Genomic DNA, 16722 nt, shown 5'->3' on the forward strand with positions numbered 1-16722 from the left:
TTTTTATGTTAGATAAAAATATTAAACAACAATTAGCTTCATATCTTGAGATGCTAGAAAATGATATTGTTATAAAGAAAAATGTAGGCAATGACAAAACATCATTAGAAGTAAATGAACTTATTGATGAAATATCATCTATGTCTCCTAAAATTCATGTAGAGATAGCTACTTTTGATAGAACACCTAGTTTTAGTATAAATCGTATGCATGAAGATACTGGCGTAACTTTTGCAGGAGTTCCACTAGGACATGAGTTTTCTTCTTTAGTATTAGCACTATTACAAGTAAGTGGAAGGCCACCTAAAATAGATGAAAGCCTAATAAAAAGTATAAAATCAATTGATAGAGATTTGTCCTTTGAAACTTATATAAGCTTAAGTTGCCATAACTGTCCTGATGTAGTTCAGGCTTTAAATCTTATGAGTATTCTTAATCCACGAATTACTCACACAATGATAGATGGTGAACCATTTCAAGATGAGGTCGAGTCTAGAAATATTATGGCTGTTCCAACTGTCTTTTTAAATGGAGAGCATTTTGATAGTGGTAGAACTAGTTTAGAAGAAATTTTATTAAAACTTGGAGAAAAGAAAGATAATACAGCTCTTAATGATAAAGAAGTATTTGATGTACTAGTTATTGGTGGTGGTCCATCTGGTTCTAGTGCCGCAATATATTCTGCTAGAAAAGGACTGAATACAGGTATTGTAGTTGAACGCTTTGGCGGTCAAGTTATGGATACAATGGCTATTGAAAATTTCATTAGTGTAAAATATACAGAAGGTCCAAAACTATCTAGAAATTTAGAAGAACATGTTAGAAACTATGATGTTGATATTATAAGTGGTGAAAGTGCAAAATCACTAACTAAAAATGGTGATTTTATAGAGGTAGCTTTAGAAAGTAATGCAACTCTTAAAAGTAAAACTGTTATTATCTCAACTGGTGCTAAGTGGAGAGAACTTGGTGTCCCTGGAGAAGAAAAGTTTAAAAATAAAGGTGTAGCCTTCTGCCCACACTGTGATGGCCCTATTTATAAAGGCAAGGATATTGCAGTTGTTGGCGGCGGTAATTCAGGTATTGAAGCTGCTATCGATCTTGCGAATATTGTCAAACACGTAACTGTATTGGAATTTTTGCCTGAATTAAAAGCAGATGCTGTTTTACAAGAAAAACTATACTCTCTATCTAATGTTACTGTACTTAAAAATGTTCAAGTAAAAGAAATTACTGGAACTAATAAAGTAGATGGTATCATTTATATTGATAGAAGTACAAATGAAGAAAAACGTATAAACCTAGAAGGTATTTTTATTCAGATTGGCTTAGCACCAAATACAAAATGGATAAGCGAATCTCTTGAACTCAATAGAATAGGTGAAATTGTTGTAGATAAAAAATGTTTTACAAGTCTAGATGGTGTTTTTGCAGCTGGAGATTGTACTGATAGTCCATACAAGCAAATTATTATTGCAATGGGATCTGGTGCAACAGCATCATTAAGTGCTTTTGATTATCTTATTCGCAATAAAAAATAATATATTCATATAAAAAAGATATTACAAATACTTTAATTAGTTTTGTAATATCTTTTACTATTATATCTGCATTATTTTTCATTTATGCATCTAAATTATTTTTATAAGTTTCCTCAAAAACAAATATATCACCTATTCCATTAAAGAAATATTTATGATATGGAGCTGATTGTATTATATGTTCAAATATCTCTGGCTCCTCACCTACTGGTATTCTGCAACCTGGAGATATTCCTGTATCTGTATCTATCCCTACTTGAGCATGTAATAAATGATGTCCTTCAAAACACTCTACATATTCTGATTTATATGAAGATACTATATCATTAAGCTTCTCTATTATTTTTTCTCCTAAATCATTAGCTATTTTTGAATGAAAAGCTTGTTCCATTGTCTTTCTCCTCACATTTTATATATTATTTTAATCTAAGTTCCATACTACTATATCTTCAAGAGGATTTGTACTAGATAATGCAATTTTAGTTATGCTCCCACTAAAAATAGTAAAATTATTATCTAACTCTTGAAATCCTAACATTAACTCTTCCCTAGTCAACTTTTTCGCAATAGTTATGTGTGGTATCCATTGAAATGGTAAATAATATTTACTAATATCTATATTTTCTACTAATGATATACCTTCATATATACCAACTGATAGATTATGTAAGTATTCATTTAAAACTGGTGATAAAAATATAACAGATGATTTGAATATTCCTATTGATGCCAATGTTATCATGGCTCTATTAATATCCCTAATTATTTTATCCAATATTTCTATAACCTTGTCTTCATCATCAGTTTGAAATGATGCAATAGTTATATGTGGTGGAACATTATTATCAGTCATAAAATTATTTCCACTTTTTTCAGCTACTTTATTTATAAATCTCTGTATTTTTCTTTCTGATTTATTATCAAAATATAAAGATACTAAATACATTTTTCCTCCACTAGATTTATATTTATTACTTTTATTATAACTTAATCACTAAGTCTTATTATTTATTTCTTATAACATATAATAACTTATCTACATATATATTATCCATTTGTACATACTCTGAGCCTTTTTCACTAGAATTCTTTTTAGCTCCACTATTCATAATATATTGATCTATATCAACATATTCTTGCCATGTATCATTATCATACTTCTCAGAAGGCTGAGTCATAGATGGATGAGCCAATTTTATTGTTTTACCATTTTTAAATTGAATATTATAAAAAAATTCACCCTTATTTCTTCCACTATCAACAAACCCAGTATCTACATACTCTACATCACTAAAGCTATATTTACTGCCCTTTAAGTTATAAAAACTATAATCATAAATCCCATCTTCTGTAACTACAGCTACACTAGTTAGTATTATATATATAAGTGGAATTATTATTAATATATCAAACTTTACCCATTGGAATAATCCCTTGTTAATAGAATCTAGTTTTTCTTTTCTTGAAAATAACATACTTATTCTAGTACCAACTATTATCAGTATTACAAATAGTAAATATGAATATGGCGATTTTGTAAGATACGTTAAATATTCTCCTTTTATAAATAGTTTTTCTTGTATAAATGCGATTCCAGTATAAAATGCTAGAAATGATATTACTATTACTGCTATTAATAGTATGTAAAATATAAAGGATACTATATGCCTTAACAAATCTAAAGCTATATTATCTTTTTTATTGTACACTTTTAAATAATTTCTAAGATTATATAATACTAAAGTAATTCCAAGAATAACAAAAACTATGTTAAATACTATAGTTTTATAATTTTTATCATATATGTTTATGAATAGCCAAAGTATAGGACCTAATGCTATAAGTATGGATGTAAACAATCCATATTTAATATTTTTTTCATCTTTCATGTATATTTCCCCTTAATATTAAATGGCTTACTTTTTACGTATTAATAGGTAAGATAATAATAAATTCACTACCTTCTCCAATTTCACTAACTACTCTAATATCTCCTCCATGAAGATTAATTAAATTTTTAGTTAACGTTAATCCTAACCCACTTCCTCCAAATTCTTCTGATGATCTATTATAAACTTGTCCGAACCTATCAAAAATACTCTTATGATATTTTTCTTCGATTCCTACTCCAGTATCTTTAACACTTATCTTAACCTTATCGTCTAATTCACTAATAGTAACAATTATATTTCCTTCTGATTCTGTAAACTTTATAGCATTACCTATTAAATTAACTATACATCTCTCTATATCTAGCTTATCACAACGTATAGTTAACTCCTCTATTTCAGGGTCAACTATAAGATCTATATTTTTTGATTTTGCAAGTTCAACCATAGATAGTGCTGTATCTTCTACAAGGCTTACTATATCAACCTCTTCTATATTTAACCTATAGGAACCTGAATCTATTTTAGAAGTATCGATAATATTATTTATTAAATTTAAAAGACGCCTTGAATTTCCACCTAAGGTATTCATATATTCTTCCATTTTATCATTCTCTATCTGTATTCCCGATTTAATTAAAGATTTTATTAGTTGCTCTATAGATAAAATAACATTTAACGGTGTTCTTAGCTCATGAGATAGGTTAACAAAGTAATTATTCTTATATTTTTCTGCTTGGATAAGCATTTTGTATAAACTTTCATTTTCATTGAGCTTAACATTTAATTGATGAGTTCTTTGCTTTGCTAAAGCATCTAATATCTTCATTTGATTGTAAAAGTAATATACCATCGTTACCAGTATAACTATGTATATAAAATATGCAAATGGAGTTTTCCAAATTGAATTTTTCACCTCAATATTTATACTTGATATATCAGACCAAACCCCATTATAGTTTCTTCCTGCTATAAGCATTTTATATTTTCCTGGTGGAAGGCTTGCATATCTTGCATAATTCTCGCTCCCTGAAAACGTCCAATCATTATCCATGCCTTCTAATTTGTAAGCATATTGCATCTGACTTATATTTTTATACTCTGGTATAAAAAACTTTACATATAACTCCCTTGAATCATAATCTAAAACAATATTATCATGTACTTTAACTTCAACTCCTCCACTTGTCTTTATACTATCTACTATTACATTACTTGTCTCAATATTTAGCTGAATATTTAATGGATTGAATTTTGTTAATCCATTTACTCCACCAAAATAAATTTCACCTTTTTTATTTTGGTGATATGAAAAGCCATTAAACTCATTAGTTGCAAGCCCATCAGCTTCATAATACCTTACAAACTTATCATTAACTTGGTCATACATAGATACACCATAATTAGTACTAGCCCAGATATTATCATTACCATCTACAAGTACTCCGTAAATAAAATTATTAGATAATCCATCAGTATATGTATATACTGTAAAATCATCATTTTCCTTATCCAGCTTACTTAGTCCATCTTGAGTTCCTACCCATAAGTTTCCCTTGCTATCTTCTGTAATAGACCTAACAGTATTATTACTTAAAGAATTCTCATTATTATTATCATATAAGTAATTTTTAACTTCTCCAGTTTCTCTGTTATACTTTACTAGACCCCCATCATTTCCAAGTCCAAACCACATTATCCCTTGGGAATCTTCATAAATAGCACTAATAGTTTTTTCATAAATTCCATTTGCTTCTAACAGCTGATTATATGAAGTAAATTTACTTTTCCTATCAAAGGTAGATATTCCCCCTCTAGTTCCTATCCATAGCAACCCATCTTTATCTATATACAATACCCTTATTTCACTATTTACTATACTATTCTCATCATCTGATTTTTTATATACAGTAAAGTTTCCTGTACTTTTATCATATTTATTTAACCCATTATCTGTAGCTATCCAGATTTCATTTTCTATTCCAGTTATATCTTTTATTCTATTACTACTCAAGAAGTTTTCATTATTAACATCATTATAGAATCTGCTGATATTACCGCTAGCTGTGTCTATTCTATTTATACCTGAATTAAATGTTCCAACCCACACCATTCCTTCATCATCTTCATATATTCCACATACACTGCTGCTACTTAATGAATTATCATCTTCTAGTTCATTTCTATATACCTTAAAATCATTATTGATATAAAATTTACTTACTCCTCCAAAGGTTCCTATCCACATTACTCCTAATCTATCTTGATATAAACTAATAACATTATTATCACAAAGGCTATATTTACTTGTATTACTTGTATATGTATAGAAAGTTTCATCACTTTCATCAAAAGTAGCTAGACCTTGATCAGTAGCCAGCCATATGTTACCATCCTTATCCCTAATTATATCTCTTATAAGGTTACTAGGTATAGATTGCTGGTTATCTGCATCATGAGTATATTTCTTTATACTATAATCCTCTATATCCATAACATTTAATCCACCTATTTTAGTACCAATCCATAGCTTTTTTTCACTATAATAAATAGAAAAAATATTATTTTCACTAATTGTATTTTCATCATCTTCATCATGATAAAAAGCTTTTATTATGCCCGTATCATGATTGTATTTAAATAGCCCTTCCATGGTTGCAATCCAAATATTACCTTCATCATCTTCAGCAAAATCCTGAAGACCTTTATTATCTAAATACTCCTCTGCTACCTTAACAAACTTATCATTTTCCATATCATATAAATTAAGCCCATTTACACTGCAAACCCAAAGCCTCCCCTTTGAATCTATCATGAGTTCATCAACAACAGTATTAGAATAAAGTTTGTCCTCATCTGAAACTAAATACCTAGTTATCTTTCCATTAATTAAATTCATCTTATTTAATCCGCCATCAGTGCCTATCCATAAGTTTTTATCATTATCCTCTACTATAGAGCTAACCATATTATTACTAAGACTAGTGTCATCATTTTTAATATTCTTATATACCTTAAACTCATTTCCATTATATCTATTCAATCCATCATTAGTAGCTATCCATATATACCCGTTGCTATCTTGATATATATACTCTACTAAAGATTGAGACAACTCATCATCTATAGTTAAGTTTTGAAAATTAATGTTGTTATTTTTTATGGCAAAAGCATCATACCTAAACAAACATATAAGCATAAATAAAAAAATTGTACTCTTTTTTATAATTTTTTTCATTTTTCACCTTACTTTAAAATATTAATATGGACGTATTATACAAATTCACGTAAAATAACCATTCTATATCTTATAATAGTTTGTACTTAATTTCAATTATATCAAAGAGTTCTTAACACAAAAAAAGAAGTAAATATGTTATATTAGTTGCTCCATGGTGCTCTCCAAGTTGCCCTAATATAACATATTTACTTCTACATACTAAAGGTAATAATTCCTCATTTCTCGGAATTATTTTGTTTTTAATCCTTGTTTAGCAATAGCATCTTTAACTTTTGGATAATAAACTGATTGATAAATTCTTGAAGTAACAGTACTCCAGTTTGTTTCTTGTTCAGATCTTCCAATTTCCTTTAAATAGCTATCCATTTGCTCATCGTAAGTATTAATTGACTCTTCAACAGCTTTTATATCATAACTTTCGCTATGTTTAAAACTATCAAAAGGTACTCTAGGCTTTTTATGTGATTCATCTGCTGGATATCCAACTACTAAACCTACCATTGGAAAAGTATATTTAGGTAATCCCAATAGTTCTATAACTTCTTCTGGATTTTTTCTGATACCACCAATAGGTACTGTGCCAAGTCCAAGGGATTCAGCAGCAACAACGGAAGCTCCTAAAGCTATACCAACATCTACAGATCCTGCAAGAATACCTTCTATATCTTCATGAATTACTTGCTTAAGACCAGTTTTTTCACCTGCAAGATAAGTTCTATAAAAATCCATGACAAATACTAAGAATACTGGAGCTTTTGCAACATATTCTTGATTTCCAACCAATTCTGCTAATTTTTCTCTCTTCTTTTTATCTCTTACAACTATAACAGATGTCTGTTGTCCATTTATTGAGTTAGGCATAGCTTGAGCACTTTTGATAATTTCATCTATTAATTCATCTGAAACATCTTTGTCTAAATATTGTCTTATTGATCTATGATTTTTCATTGTATCTATTGTATTATTCATAAATAATCACCCTTCTTATATGATTTAGTCATAGCATTTTATAGAAAACTCAATACTAATCTAACAAATCTTACAACTAATCATTATTTTTTACATATATATAAATAAAAATATTAATAAAAGTATATGTACTAAATTTAAGGTTTAAATAAATTTAATTTTATTCAACTTAATTTGACTTAATTAGATTCTACTCTCTTAAATTACAATTGTCAATATACACTTTTTATAAAGGTTATAAATCAATTAGAAATTATTATTTATCTGTATCCTCATGAAATGTCTCTTACCATATTTTTTTCTATTATGCCCACATAAAATTATCTTTTCCTGCTCCTATTTCAAAATGTAATTTAACTATTCCTAAATCCAATTTGCTATAAAATGCAGGCAATGCTTTAATACTTACCTTATTTCCTTCTAAACTAATTTGAAACTTCTGCTGATTCATAGCTGTAGGTGCAAGCATTGCTGCTTCCATCCCATTTTTAAACCATTCTGGCATATCTCCATTTATTTTAGAAAGCTGATCCATTGACTTACTTTTATGTGCAACCCCTTGATTTTCTCCATAACCTAAAGCTATTACACAACATAATTTTTCTCCTTTTTCGATATTGCACATTGTATTACCTTTACTAAAAGTAAGTGCTACCCAACATGTATTCAATCCTAATTGTGTTGCTTTAAGCACTATCTTTTCTCCATAATATCCACATCTTTCATTAAATTCGTTCCCCTTTTTTCCTACAATAGCAATATAATTTTTAACATTGCTAAATTTCCCATAATGAGCCATAAGGCTATCAAATGCCTTTGGTTCTTCTGTACATAATTGAATATTTAAATCTCCTTCCCTATTACACTCATCAATAACTTCCAATAACTCTTTTTTAATATTCTCATCAATCTTCTTATCAGTAAACTTACGAACTGAATGACGATTTTTAATTGCTTCAATAATATCCATTATTAATTCCTCCAAACTTTTAATATGTATTTGTTATATTAATTTACAATACTGAGTTTTACATATATATGTACTTTATTTATCTTTTTAAATGAACTCTTTCTCAGATTCTATTTCAATTTGACTTTTATTGCAGTCTCTTTCTGATATGTCTTCAACGACTTCATTTATTTTATTGAATAGATTTCTTATTTGATTCCATATAGTTTCATCGGCACTTACATAATAATAATTTTTAGTTCCTTCTCTATACATATTTATTATTCCAGCTTCCTTTAATATCTGTAAATGGTGTGAAACTGCCGGCCTTGAAAGATGTGTTTTTTCTGTTATCTCTCCAACTCTTATGCCATGAACTTCACTTTCAAGTAATGCTACTATAATCTGTTGTCTTGTTTCATCTCCCAAAGCTATAAATGCCTTCTTGCATGCTTTTAACTCTTTTGCTAGCTCAATTCGCCTCTTATAACAATTTTCCATCAATCAACCTCTCCTTTTATGCATTTTTTATAAATATTTCATAAGCTATTTTAAACACTATATTTCTATAAAATAATAGTACTTTCTTTAACTTTTGGATCATGTGTAGCAAATATTCCTATAGACTCCTTTTTATATGCCATATTTCTAACCCATTTTAAAGATGTAATCATATCATTTTTATTAACCAATGGTCCAGGTATACGTAAACTTTTCCATGACTCTTCTGCATATCCACAATCGCCTGTAATTAAAGCAAACTTATCACCATTTCTTACCATTACAATAATATTCCCTTTTGTATGCCCTTTTGCATCTAAAATCAATATAGTTCCATCACTAAAGATATCATATGCTCTTTTAAAGGGACCATATTCTGATTTTTCCATCTTGTTTGCTTGCCATATATAATAATGGTGTTAGATGCTTTATTGGATTGGTTCTAACATCAGTATGCCACCCAGTATCAATCAATATCTTTCCTTTTGGATGTTCTATTAAATAAGTTGTAACTGGTAACCATGTTCTTAACTTTTTACTTCTTCCTATACCTGTATATGCTATAGGATTTTTCGACACATCTCTAAATGGAACTGCTGGATCAACTCCAACTTCGCCACAGTGTAAAATATGAATTTTTATATTATCTTTCAAAATTACATCTCCTATAATTACTTTAAGTTTGTTTATTAGTTTATACCCTTAAACAATTATATCACTATATTTTTTATAAAATTTAATGGTAAAGAAAATAGATACCATTGTTTTTACTTCTAAAATTATCTACTAAAAATTTAAATATTTTCTGCTACTTATAATCTATATTTGAGCAATAAAAAAGTACTTCTATATAATTTTGCTTATTCCGTTCCAAACTCCAAGTCATCGCAAAATTAATATAAGTACTTTATCTAAGTGAGAATAAATACTATTTCTAAAAATCTAATATTTTTAAATTTCTTGTTGCATACATGTCTTTAAGTCATCCTCTGCTGTGCTTATAGGTCTTAAATTAAAAGTATCAACTAAATATTGAAGGACATTTGGACTTAAAAAGGCTGGAAGTGTTGGTCCTAAAAATATCCCTTTTATTCCAAGGGATAATAATGCTAAAAGATCAGCTACTGCTTTTTGCTCATACCAAGATATAATTAATGATAATGGTAATCCATTAACATCAGTTCCAAAAGCATCTGCAAGTGCTGTTGCAATTCTAACTGCTGAATATGCATCGTTACATTGACCTACATCTAAAAGCCTTGGAAGTCCTGCAACCTCTCCAAACTCCAGCTTATTAAATCTATATTTACCACAAGCTAAAGTTAAAATTATACAATCTTCCGGTACCATTGTTGCAAATTCTGTATAATAATTTCTACCAGATCTTGCTCCATCACAACCACCAATCAAGAAGAAATGTCTTATCTTACCATCCTTAACTGCATTAACTATAGTTTCAGCCTTACTTAAAGTTGCATGATGTCCAAAGCCTACAAGTATTTCATGTGGCTCTTGATCCTCCTCATACCCACCTAATTCTAAAGCTTTATTTATAATTTCACTAAAATCTTTTTTACCATATTTATCTTTACCTATATACTTTACTCCATCCCATCCAACAACACTAGTTGTAAAAATTCTATCCTTATAAGTTTCTCTTGGTTTCATAAGACAGTTGGTAGTCATAAGTACACATCCTGGTATATTATCAAACTCTTTTTGTTGATCTTGCCAAGCTCCACCAAAGTTTCCTACTAAATGAGGATATTTTTTTAATCCTGGATATCCATGACTTGGTATCATTTCTCCATGAGTATAAATATTTATCCCCTTTCCTTCTGTTTGTTCTAATAACATTTCAAGATCCTTTAAGTCGTGTCCTGAAACTACTATAAATGGCCCCTTTTTAACATGTATATTTACCTTATGTGGAGATGGATTTTCATAAACTGTAGTATTCGCTTCATCTAGCTTTTTCATAACAGCTACACTCATTTCACCAGTTCTCATAGTCCATCTTATTAACTCTTCTACTGACAAAGTATCATCAGTAGTTGCTTCTAATGCTCTTATATAAAAATTATCAACTTGGTCGTCATAATATCCAAGTTCCCTTGCCTGATGTCCATAAGCAGATATTCCTTTTAATCCATAAATTATTGTTTGTCTTAGCGAGCGTATATCTGGATCAAGTTGTTTATCATACATTATACCTGCCTTTTTTGCATCCTTTAACATTTCTGCTTTAGTTTCACTTAAATTATAAGTGGCGTGGTCTGTATCATTTTTAATCTTTCCTACTTGCTTTCTTAATTTCTCCTTTATCTTTTGTGATTCCTTTAGCATTTTAACATGTACATCTGCGTCAAAATTTACATTTGTTAAAGTTGTAAATAATGAATTTTCAACAAAACTTACTATACTTTTATCTACATTTTCACCCTTTTCAACTATTTCCTTTGCATAACAGCTTATTCCCTTTACTTGGTATATAAGTAAATCTTGAAGTGCTGCTATTTCTGGGGTCTTACCGCATACCCCCATCTTTGTACACCCTTTTCCACCTGCTGTTTGCTCACATTGATAACAAAACATAGGATATTCCATATCCATACCATTGGTCATATCAAAGCCTCCTTGTTAATATTTCGTAACTCTATAATATAGTTTCCTAAATATGATTAAAATATAACTACTTACTTGTTATCTGGTTCATTATTATTGATTATAAAATGTAATAACCCTGGACAGCACATTCTGTATTGTCCAGGGTTTTATGTTGTAGTGTAGACTCAAACTTTAAAACTACCATTATTCTTTCTATAAGTATTTTGTTGTAAATTTATCTTAACATAGAAAGTAATCCTATTGATTTTTTATTTAGTTCAATTTCATTTTACAACTAGCCTAAAATTTATGAATATAATATTTAATTATTTGCAATAACTTTATCATATCTTATTTTTGTAAAAATAGCACAAGCTATTCCTACAACAAATATTATCATAATAAAATAAAATACATGTAAAATATCATAATATTTTAAAATTATTCCTGTTAATGCTGGAACAACTGCTGATGCTATTCCACCAGCTGTAGAAACCATTCCCATTGTTGCACCTTTATTTTTCCAAAAAAGTTCACCCATTGTAGTTTGCGCCATTTGTAATACTCCAGCTGATGATAACCCTATTAAAGTAAAACCTATTGTTGTAACTATTTCTGTTCTTATTAGTAATACTACTACAAGTGAAATTACTCCTATTATTGGATATATAACTAGTACTAATACTGGCTTTACTGTCTTTTGCAAAAGTTTTGCTAATATAAAAACTGAAACAAGAGATCCTATGCTATAGTATGTTATTAATTTTAAGGAATTCACTTGACTCATTCCTAAAATATTTTGACCATAAGTAGGCATCCATATTTGAAATGCAGTATATATAGCATTAGATGTAAATCCTATTATTATAATAGTTAATCCTTCTTTTTTTAATACTGGTTCTGAAATGAAATTTTTTTCATTTAATATTTTTCCATCTTCAGATACTTCTGCTTGGTTTGCTTTAGGAAATTTTCTAGTAAACAAAAATAAACCATTTGTAAGATACATTATTGCAATTAAGAAAAACGTATTTCCATAAAACATATTTCTATTCACAAAAAATGCTATTATTATTGGTAACATTATACCACCAATTGCTATAAAAGCCTTTATTATAACAGTTGCTGTTCCTGGAGTTTTTGGAAAACATTCCATTAAGGAAGGATAACTTGAAGAATCTACGAAGGCATGTGATAGTCCTGCAAATACTGATAATACTACAGCCATTCTATAGTCATGTACAAAAGGTATACCAATTAAAAAAATTATTTCAAATATTGGAGACAAACATAAAATCTTTTTTCTCCCAAATTTATCTGATAATCTTCCACTAATATATACTGTTGCTGAACGTACTAGCCCTTCTATTGAAATTAAAAAAGTAATCCCTGCTACATCTGTATTTAATTGTTTTGTTACAAATTCCATGTTTGATGAAAGTAAAATAAGAACCATACCCAACATAAAATAACTTATGTATATTCCTAGTCCAGTTGTAAAGTATTTATTTCTAAACATAGTAACACTCCTCTTAAATGTATATTTCAAAATTCTCCATATAATTCTATATATTAATTTGATTTACAATTCCAGAATTATTTTTAATCAAACTTTGTCTTTTTTTTAACATTCTTATATGTAAAATTATATCAAATTTTATAGCATTCAACTAATAGAAATATAAATTTAATTTATAAATTAAATTTATAAATTAATATTCCTATAGCTTTATATTTATGGAAAGAAAAATTGTACGCAACAGCTATAACTACTTGGGAGTGATTTTATTAAGATTGAGCGAAATAATAAATTCATGCAACAGAAAATATATAAAATTATGATTAAATATGATGAAAAACTAAGTGACTATCGCCACGCCTGCTTCGTGGTGTCAATTTTATAGTTTTAAATCTTTAAACCTATTGATATCACTATCTTTACGACTTCAAAATTTTTATGCTTTCATATACATTAAAAATAACCCTCGACAATGTTGCCGAGGATTTCATGGTGGAGGCGATTCTCAAAAATCATACCCACAATTAAGTTTTTATATGTACCTTTATTAAAAATATTTATTTTATCACTTTTTAATATCTTAATAATGGTTGTGTACTACATCTAAATGATCCGCCTAAACTTCTTGAAATTTCAAAATCAATATATTCAACAGTTATACCCTTACTAATTAACTGTTTTCCTATATATTCAAACTCTGGGTCTAAAATATATACTGAATCATTAACTGGCAATCCATTTACAGCTAATCTTGATACATCACTATAAGGTACTGATATTTTATCCCAATTCTTTAATTCCTCTGGAATACCATTTATTAAAGCTTCCTCACATACAATCATTAGTCCATCCCTTACTAAACTTAATGCACAATCTAAGTGTAGCACATTACTTTTTAATGGCACTTGAACTACCTTATATCCAAAATGACCTAAATATGATTTTAACCATCTATATCCATTGTCATTTGATGCTTGACCTGAGTTTCCTACAAAAACTACTTTATCAAGAACTAAAACATCTCCACCTTCTAAAAATGGTCCTAATTCTGAATTTAAACCTTCTGAAGTATCTACCATAGGTAATGATACATACATAGCATCACTAGAATATGCAATTTTTTCTAAAATACTACGTATAGGTAAAATTTCTTTCCTTCTATGATGGTATCTTAACGAGCCTTCTATTATATTATTTCCTATTGTAAAAAATGGATCTCTAACAAAAAAGTTGCTACACCCATATTCTTTTCCAGTTTCTTTTTCATAACCTGTTAATAAACGAGGTCTAACAACTTCGACACCATACTTTTCTAATACTTGTTTTAGATTTTCTCTTTCTTGTTCCCATTTAATTTGTTTTTCTGGAAATGCCTCTTCATAACTTTTTCCATCTACATCTTTATACATTTGCAGAACTTCTTCCTCTAATATTTCTGCTGGATCATTACCTATAGTATTCATAGGAAATATAAATTCAGATTGTGTTAAAACAACTTTCTTTAAAGGTGCAAACTCACTTTTTACCATAACTATTTCTTTTTTCATGTAAATCTCCTTTACTTTCTATATATTTTATGGCTAGATTACTCTTTACTTATCTATTTGAGCAAAACTTTTTCACTCTGATATGTAATTCTTAAGTATCTTACTTACAAAATAATAAACCTTCCAGTTAGGTCAGTGTCAATAATATTTATTTTTTTAATATATCTAATTTTATTAAACTTCTCTCTTCTAAGTTCTCATCCATTTTGCCAATAATCCATGTTTCATTAAAATCTCCAACTACCTCAATATTATTTTCATTTATATAATCTAACAATATTTTATAATATATAATTGAGTCACTTGGCCCACCCTCATATATTATAGTTACATAGTCACCTTCTTCTAGATAACTTGTTTTTTTATCTTGATTTATAAAAACTTTAAATCCTTTATATATAATTTTATCTTCTTCTTTTAACTCTTTATATGATACTGTTGCTCCTAATAGATTAGAAGTTCTTTCTATATTTTTGTCTAAATCAAATATCACATTTCTTAAATTTAAATCTAGTTCTTTTGGGTTATATGATATAACGTCATATTTTAAATAACTGCGTTTTTCATTATGTTTTATAAATACTTTATTAAGTCCATATTCTATATTTTGAGATATTTCTTTATCCAAATAGTCTAGATAGCTTTTTATTGCCGATAGCTCTTTTATTTTTGCTTCTACTACCTTTGATTGATTTCTTATATTCTCTACTATAAACTCTAAATCAGTCTGTGAGCTTAAAATTTGTTTTATTAATTCTAGTGACATTCCTGTAGATTTAAACAATTTTATTAAATCTATTGTTGTTAATTGTTCTATAGAATAATATCTATATTTATTTTCTTTATTTACATATTTAGGCTTAAGTATCCCAATTTCATCGTAATATCTAAGTGTTTTTAACGAAACATTAGATAACTTCGATATTTCTCCTATTGTAAAATAACTTGCCATAATAATCTCCTTTTATAGTATTTATATTTTTACATTATAAGCTATATATCTATTTATAAGATATTAGATTTGTTATAAGTTGAATTCTATTAATATATTTTACACTTTTGAAATAAAGTAACTAAAACAACTTCATATCCTAAATTAAAAATTAATTTTTTCTTAATATATTCAATACTATAAAAAAATTAAAAAAATGTTGCTCTATTAGATTATTCTAATATAAATTTATAATAACTACATCTTCAAAATTATTTTCATTTAATCCATCATTTATATTGATAATGATTCTTAAACAAATCTTTGTTATTATTTTATTATTTATACTATGTACATACCAAAAACACATTGATAAGTTTTTCGTGGATTTCAATGGTGAAGAACTTAAAAAAGCAATATCAGAATATATTAAAAATAATGAATCAGATTTAGTTGGAGCTATGGAATCACAAGGTACTACTCCAAGAAGACTTACTGACCTTATATGGTCATTATCTGACTTAACATCAGGAAGTGAATATAAGGGACCTCCTATTATATTCATCTAATGTTATTTCGATAATTATACAAAGTAATAAATAAAAAAATGGCTACCATTTCAGCAGATTAAAAATCTGTTAGTGGTAGCTCATTTTTTAGTTATTAAAATAATCGGTCATGTAAAGAATTTTATAATGAATTTATATCTACAAAGCAAAAATCCACGATATATCTATAGTGGATTTCAATGGTGGAGGCGAGGGGTCATGTGCATCCATAATTTCTTAATGGCACTGACTATATCTTAGTGTAAAATATCTTTACACTCTTGGCGTATTATAGAAGCTCAGTATAGTTTATGTCTTCTATCCTAGTATTCCATAGCTTTTGCTTTAGGAACCTATAAGTCGATACGAGGCTGTTGAATTTCTTCACATACCTCTCGGTATTGTCGTTAGCATTACCTATTACGAGTTCACCGATAAAGCCAAGTTATCACTTATGAATCACTTCATAAGGCGACTCAT

The 16722-nt window shown here is 28.2% G+C and carries 13 protein-coding genes and 2 pseudogenes; 2 read left to right on the top strand and 13 right to left on the bottom strand.

Annotated features, from left to right (window positions below; all coding sequences use genetic code 11):
• The first annotated feature begins 5 nt into the window (after positions 1–5).
• Positions 6–1541, top strand: coding sequence for an alkyl hydroperoxide reductase subunit F (gene ahpF / locus ACQPUY_RS14485; RefSeq protein ID WP_430842189.1), 1536 nt, complete (start codon positions 6–8; stop codon positions 1539–1541).
• 85 nt (positions 1542–1626) lie between these two features.
• On the opposite strand, the pseudogene ACQPUY_RS14490 reads toward ahpF, so the two are convergent.
• The 13 genes and pseudogenes from ACQPUY_RS14490 to ACQPUY_RS14550 all read right to left on the bottom strand — a co-directional run.
• A pseudogene (locus ACQPUY_RS14490) lies at positions 1627–1917 on the bottom strand (glycyl radical enzyme domain-containing protein); the annotation flags it as partial.
• Positions 1918–1962: 45 nt separating this feature from the next.
• Positions 1963–2487, bottom strand: coding sequence for a 2'-5' RNA ligase family protein (locus tag ACQPUY_RS14495; RefSeq protein ID WP_430842191.1), 525 nt, complete (start codon positions 2485–2487; stop codon positions 1963–1965).
• A 58-nt stretch (positions 2488–2545) separates the two neighbouring features.
• The gene (locus ACQPUY_RS14500) at positions 2546–3430 is read right to left on the bottom strand and encodes a hypothetical protein (RefSeq protein ID WP_430842193.1); all 885 of its coding nucleotides are present in this window, start codon (positions 3428–3430) and stop codon (positions 2546–2548) included.
• Positions 3431–3464: 34 nt separating this feature from the next.
• Positions 3465–6668, bottom strand: a complete 3204-nt coding sequence (locus ACQPUY_RS14505) for a ligand-binding sensor domain-containing protein (protein ID WP_430842195.1) — start codon at positions 6666–6668, stop codon at positions 3465–3467.
• A gap of 231 nt (positions 6669–6899) precedes the next feature.
• A complete protein-coding gene (locus ACQPUY_RS14510) occupies positions 6900–7640 on the bottom strand; it encodes an NADPH-dependent oxidoreductase (RefSeq protein WP_430842197.1) in 741 nt (246 codons plus the stop codon).
• Between the two features lie 304 nt (positions 7641–7944).
• Positions 7945–8610 (bottom strand): nitroreductase family protein, encoded by a 666-nt coding sequence (locus ACQPUY_RS14515; protein WP_430842199.1) that lies wholly within the window; start codon positions 8608–8610, stop codon positions 7945–7947.
• An 87-nt stretch (positions 8611–8697) separates the two neighbouring features.
• On the bottom strand, positions 8698–9090 hold the full coding sequence (locus tag ACQPUY_RS14520; protein WP_430842201.1) for an ArsR/SmtB family transcription factor: 393 nt from the start codon (positions 9088–9090) through the stop codon (positions 8698–8700).
• A gap of 65 nt (positions 9091–9155) precedes the next feature.
• Positions 9156–9479 carry a hypothetical protein gene (locus ACQPUY_RS14525; protein WP_430842203.1) on the bottom strand — a complete coding sequence of 108 codons (324 nt, stop codon included), beginning with the start codon at positions 9477–9479 and terminating at the stop codon, positions 9156–9158.
• Positions 9451–9744 (bottom strand): MBL fold metallo-hydrolase, encoded by a 294-nt coding sequence (locus ACQPUY_RS14530; protein WP_430842205.1) that lies wholly within the window; start codon positions 9742–9744, stop codon positions 9451–9453. The genes ACQPUY_RS14525 and ACQPUY_RS14530 overlap by 29 nt, the downstream gene beginning before the upstream one ends.
• 297 nt (positions 9745–10041) lie before the next feature.
• Positions 10042–11715 (bottom strand): hydroxylamine reductase, encoded by a 1674-nt coding sequence (hcp, locus tag ACQPUY_RS14535; RefSeq protein WP_430842207.1) that lies wholly within the window; start codon positions 11713–11715, stop codon positions 10042–10044.
• 304 nt (positions 11716–12019) lie between these two features.
• On the bottom strand, positions 12020–13216 hold the full coding sequence (locus ACQPUY_RS14540; RefSeq protein ID WP_430842209.1) for an MFS transporter: 1197 nt from the start codon (positions 13214–13216) through the stop codon (positions 12020–12022).
• A 572-nt stretch (positions 13217–13788) separates the two neighbouring features.
• Complete coding sequence (locus ACQPUY_RS14545; protein ID WP_430842211.1) at positions 13789–14763, bottom strand: dimethylarginine dimethylaminohydrolase family protein; 975 nt, start codon at positions 14761–14763, stop codon at positions 13789–13791.
• 148 nt (positions 14764–14911) lie between these two features.
• Positions 14912–15715: a MerR family transcriptional regulator gene (locus ACQPUY_RS14550; RefSeq protein ID WP_430842213.1), complete on the bottom strand. Its 804-nt coding sequence runs from the start codon at positions 15713–15715 to the stop codon at positions 14912–14914.
• Between the two features lie 374 nt (positions 15716–16089).
• On the opposite strand from ACQPUY_RS14550, the pseudogene ACQPUY_RS14555 reads away from it, so the two are divergent.
• Positions 16090–16263, top strand: a pseudogene (locus ACQPUY_RS14555) (coenzyme F420-0:L-glutamate ligase); the annotation flags it as partial.
• Positions 16264–16722: the final 459 nt, after the last annotated feature.

Source organism: Clostridium nigeriense (assembly GCF_050585245.1).
GTDB classification, from domain to species: domain Bacteria; phylum Bacillota; class Clostridia; order Clostridiales; family Clostridiaceae; genus Clostridium; species Clostridium nigeriense_A.

What these genes read in the sequence shown, in the direction of transcription:
- ahpF (WP_430842189.1), top strand. Translation starts at nt 6, where the DNA reads ATGTTAGATAAAAATATTAAACAACAATTAGCTTCATATCTTGAGATG.
- ACQPUY_RS14495 (WP_430842191.1), bottom strand. Translation starts at nt 2,487, where the DNA reads ATGTATTTAGTATCTTTATATTTTGATAATAAATCAGAAAGAAAAATA.
- ACQPUY_RS14500 (WP_430842193.1), bottom strand. Translation starts at nt 3,430, where the DNA reads ATGAAAGATGAAAAAAATATTAAATATGGATTGTTTACATCCATACTT.
- ACQPUY_RS14505 (WP_430842195.1), bottom strand. Translation starts at nt 6,668, where the DNA reads ATGAAAAAAATTATAAAAAAGAGTACAATTTTTTTATTTATGCTTATA.
- ACQPUY_RS14510 (WP_430842197.1), bottom strand. Translation starts at nt 7,640, where the DNA reads ATGAATAATACAATAGATACAATGAAAAATCATAGATCAATAAGACAA.
- ACQPUY_RS14515 (WP_430842199.1), bottom strand. Translation starts at nt 8,610, where the DNA reads ATGGATATTATTGAAGCAATTAAAAATCGTCATTCAGTTCGTAAGTTT.
- ACQPUY_RS14520 (WP_430842201.1), bottom strand. Translation starts at nt 9,090, where the DNA reads ATGGAAAATTGTTATAAGAGGCGAATTGAGCTAGCAAAAGAGTTAAAA.
- ACQPUY_RS14525 (WP_430842203.1), bottom strand. Translation starts at nt 9,479, where the DNA reads ATGGAAAAATCAGAATATGGTCCCTTTAAAAGAGCATATGATATCTTT.
- hcp (WP_430842207.1), bottom strand. Translation starts at nt 11,715, where the DNA reads ATGACCAATGGTATGGATATGGAATATCCTATGTTTTGTTATCAATGT.
- ACQPUY_RS14540 (WP_430842209.1), bottom strand. Translation starts at nt 13,216, where the DNA reads ATGTTTAGAAATAAATACTTTACAACTGGACTAGGAATATACATAAGT.
- ACQPUY_RS14545 (WP_430842211.1), bottom strand. Translation starts at nt 14,763, where the DNA reads ATGAAAAAAGAAATAGTTATGGTAAAAAGTGAGTTTGCACCTTTAAAG.
- ACQPUY_RS14550 (WP_430842213.1), bottom strand. Translation starts at nt 15,715, where the DNA reads ATGGCAAGTTATTTTACAATAGGAGAAATATCGAAGTTATCTAATGTT.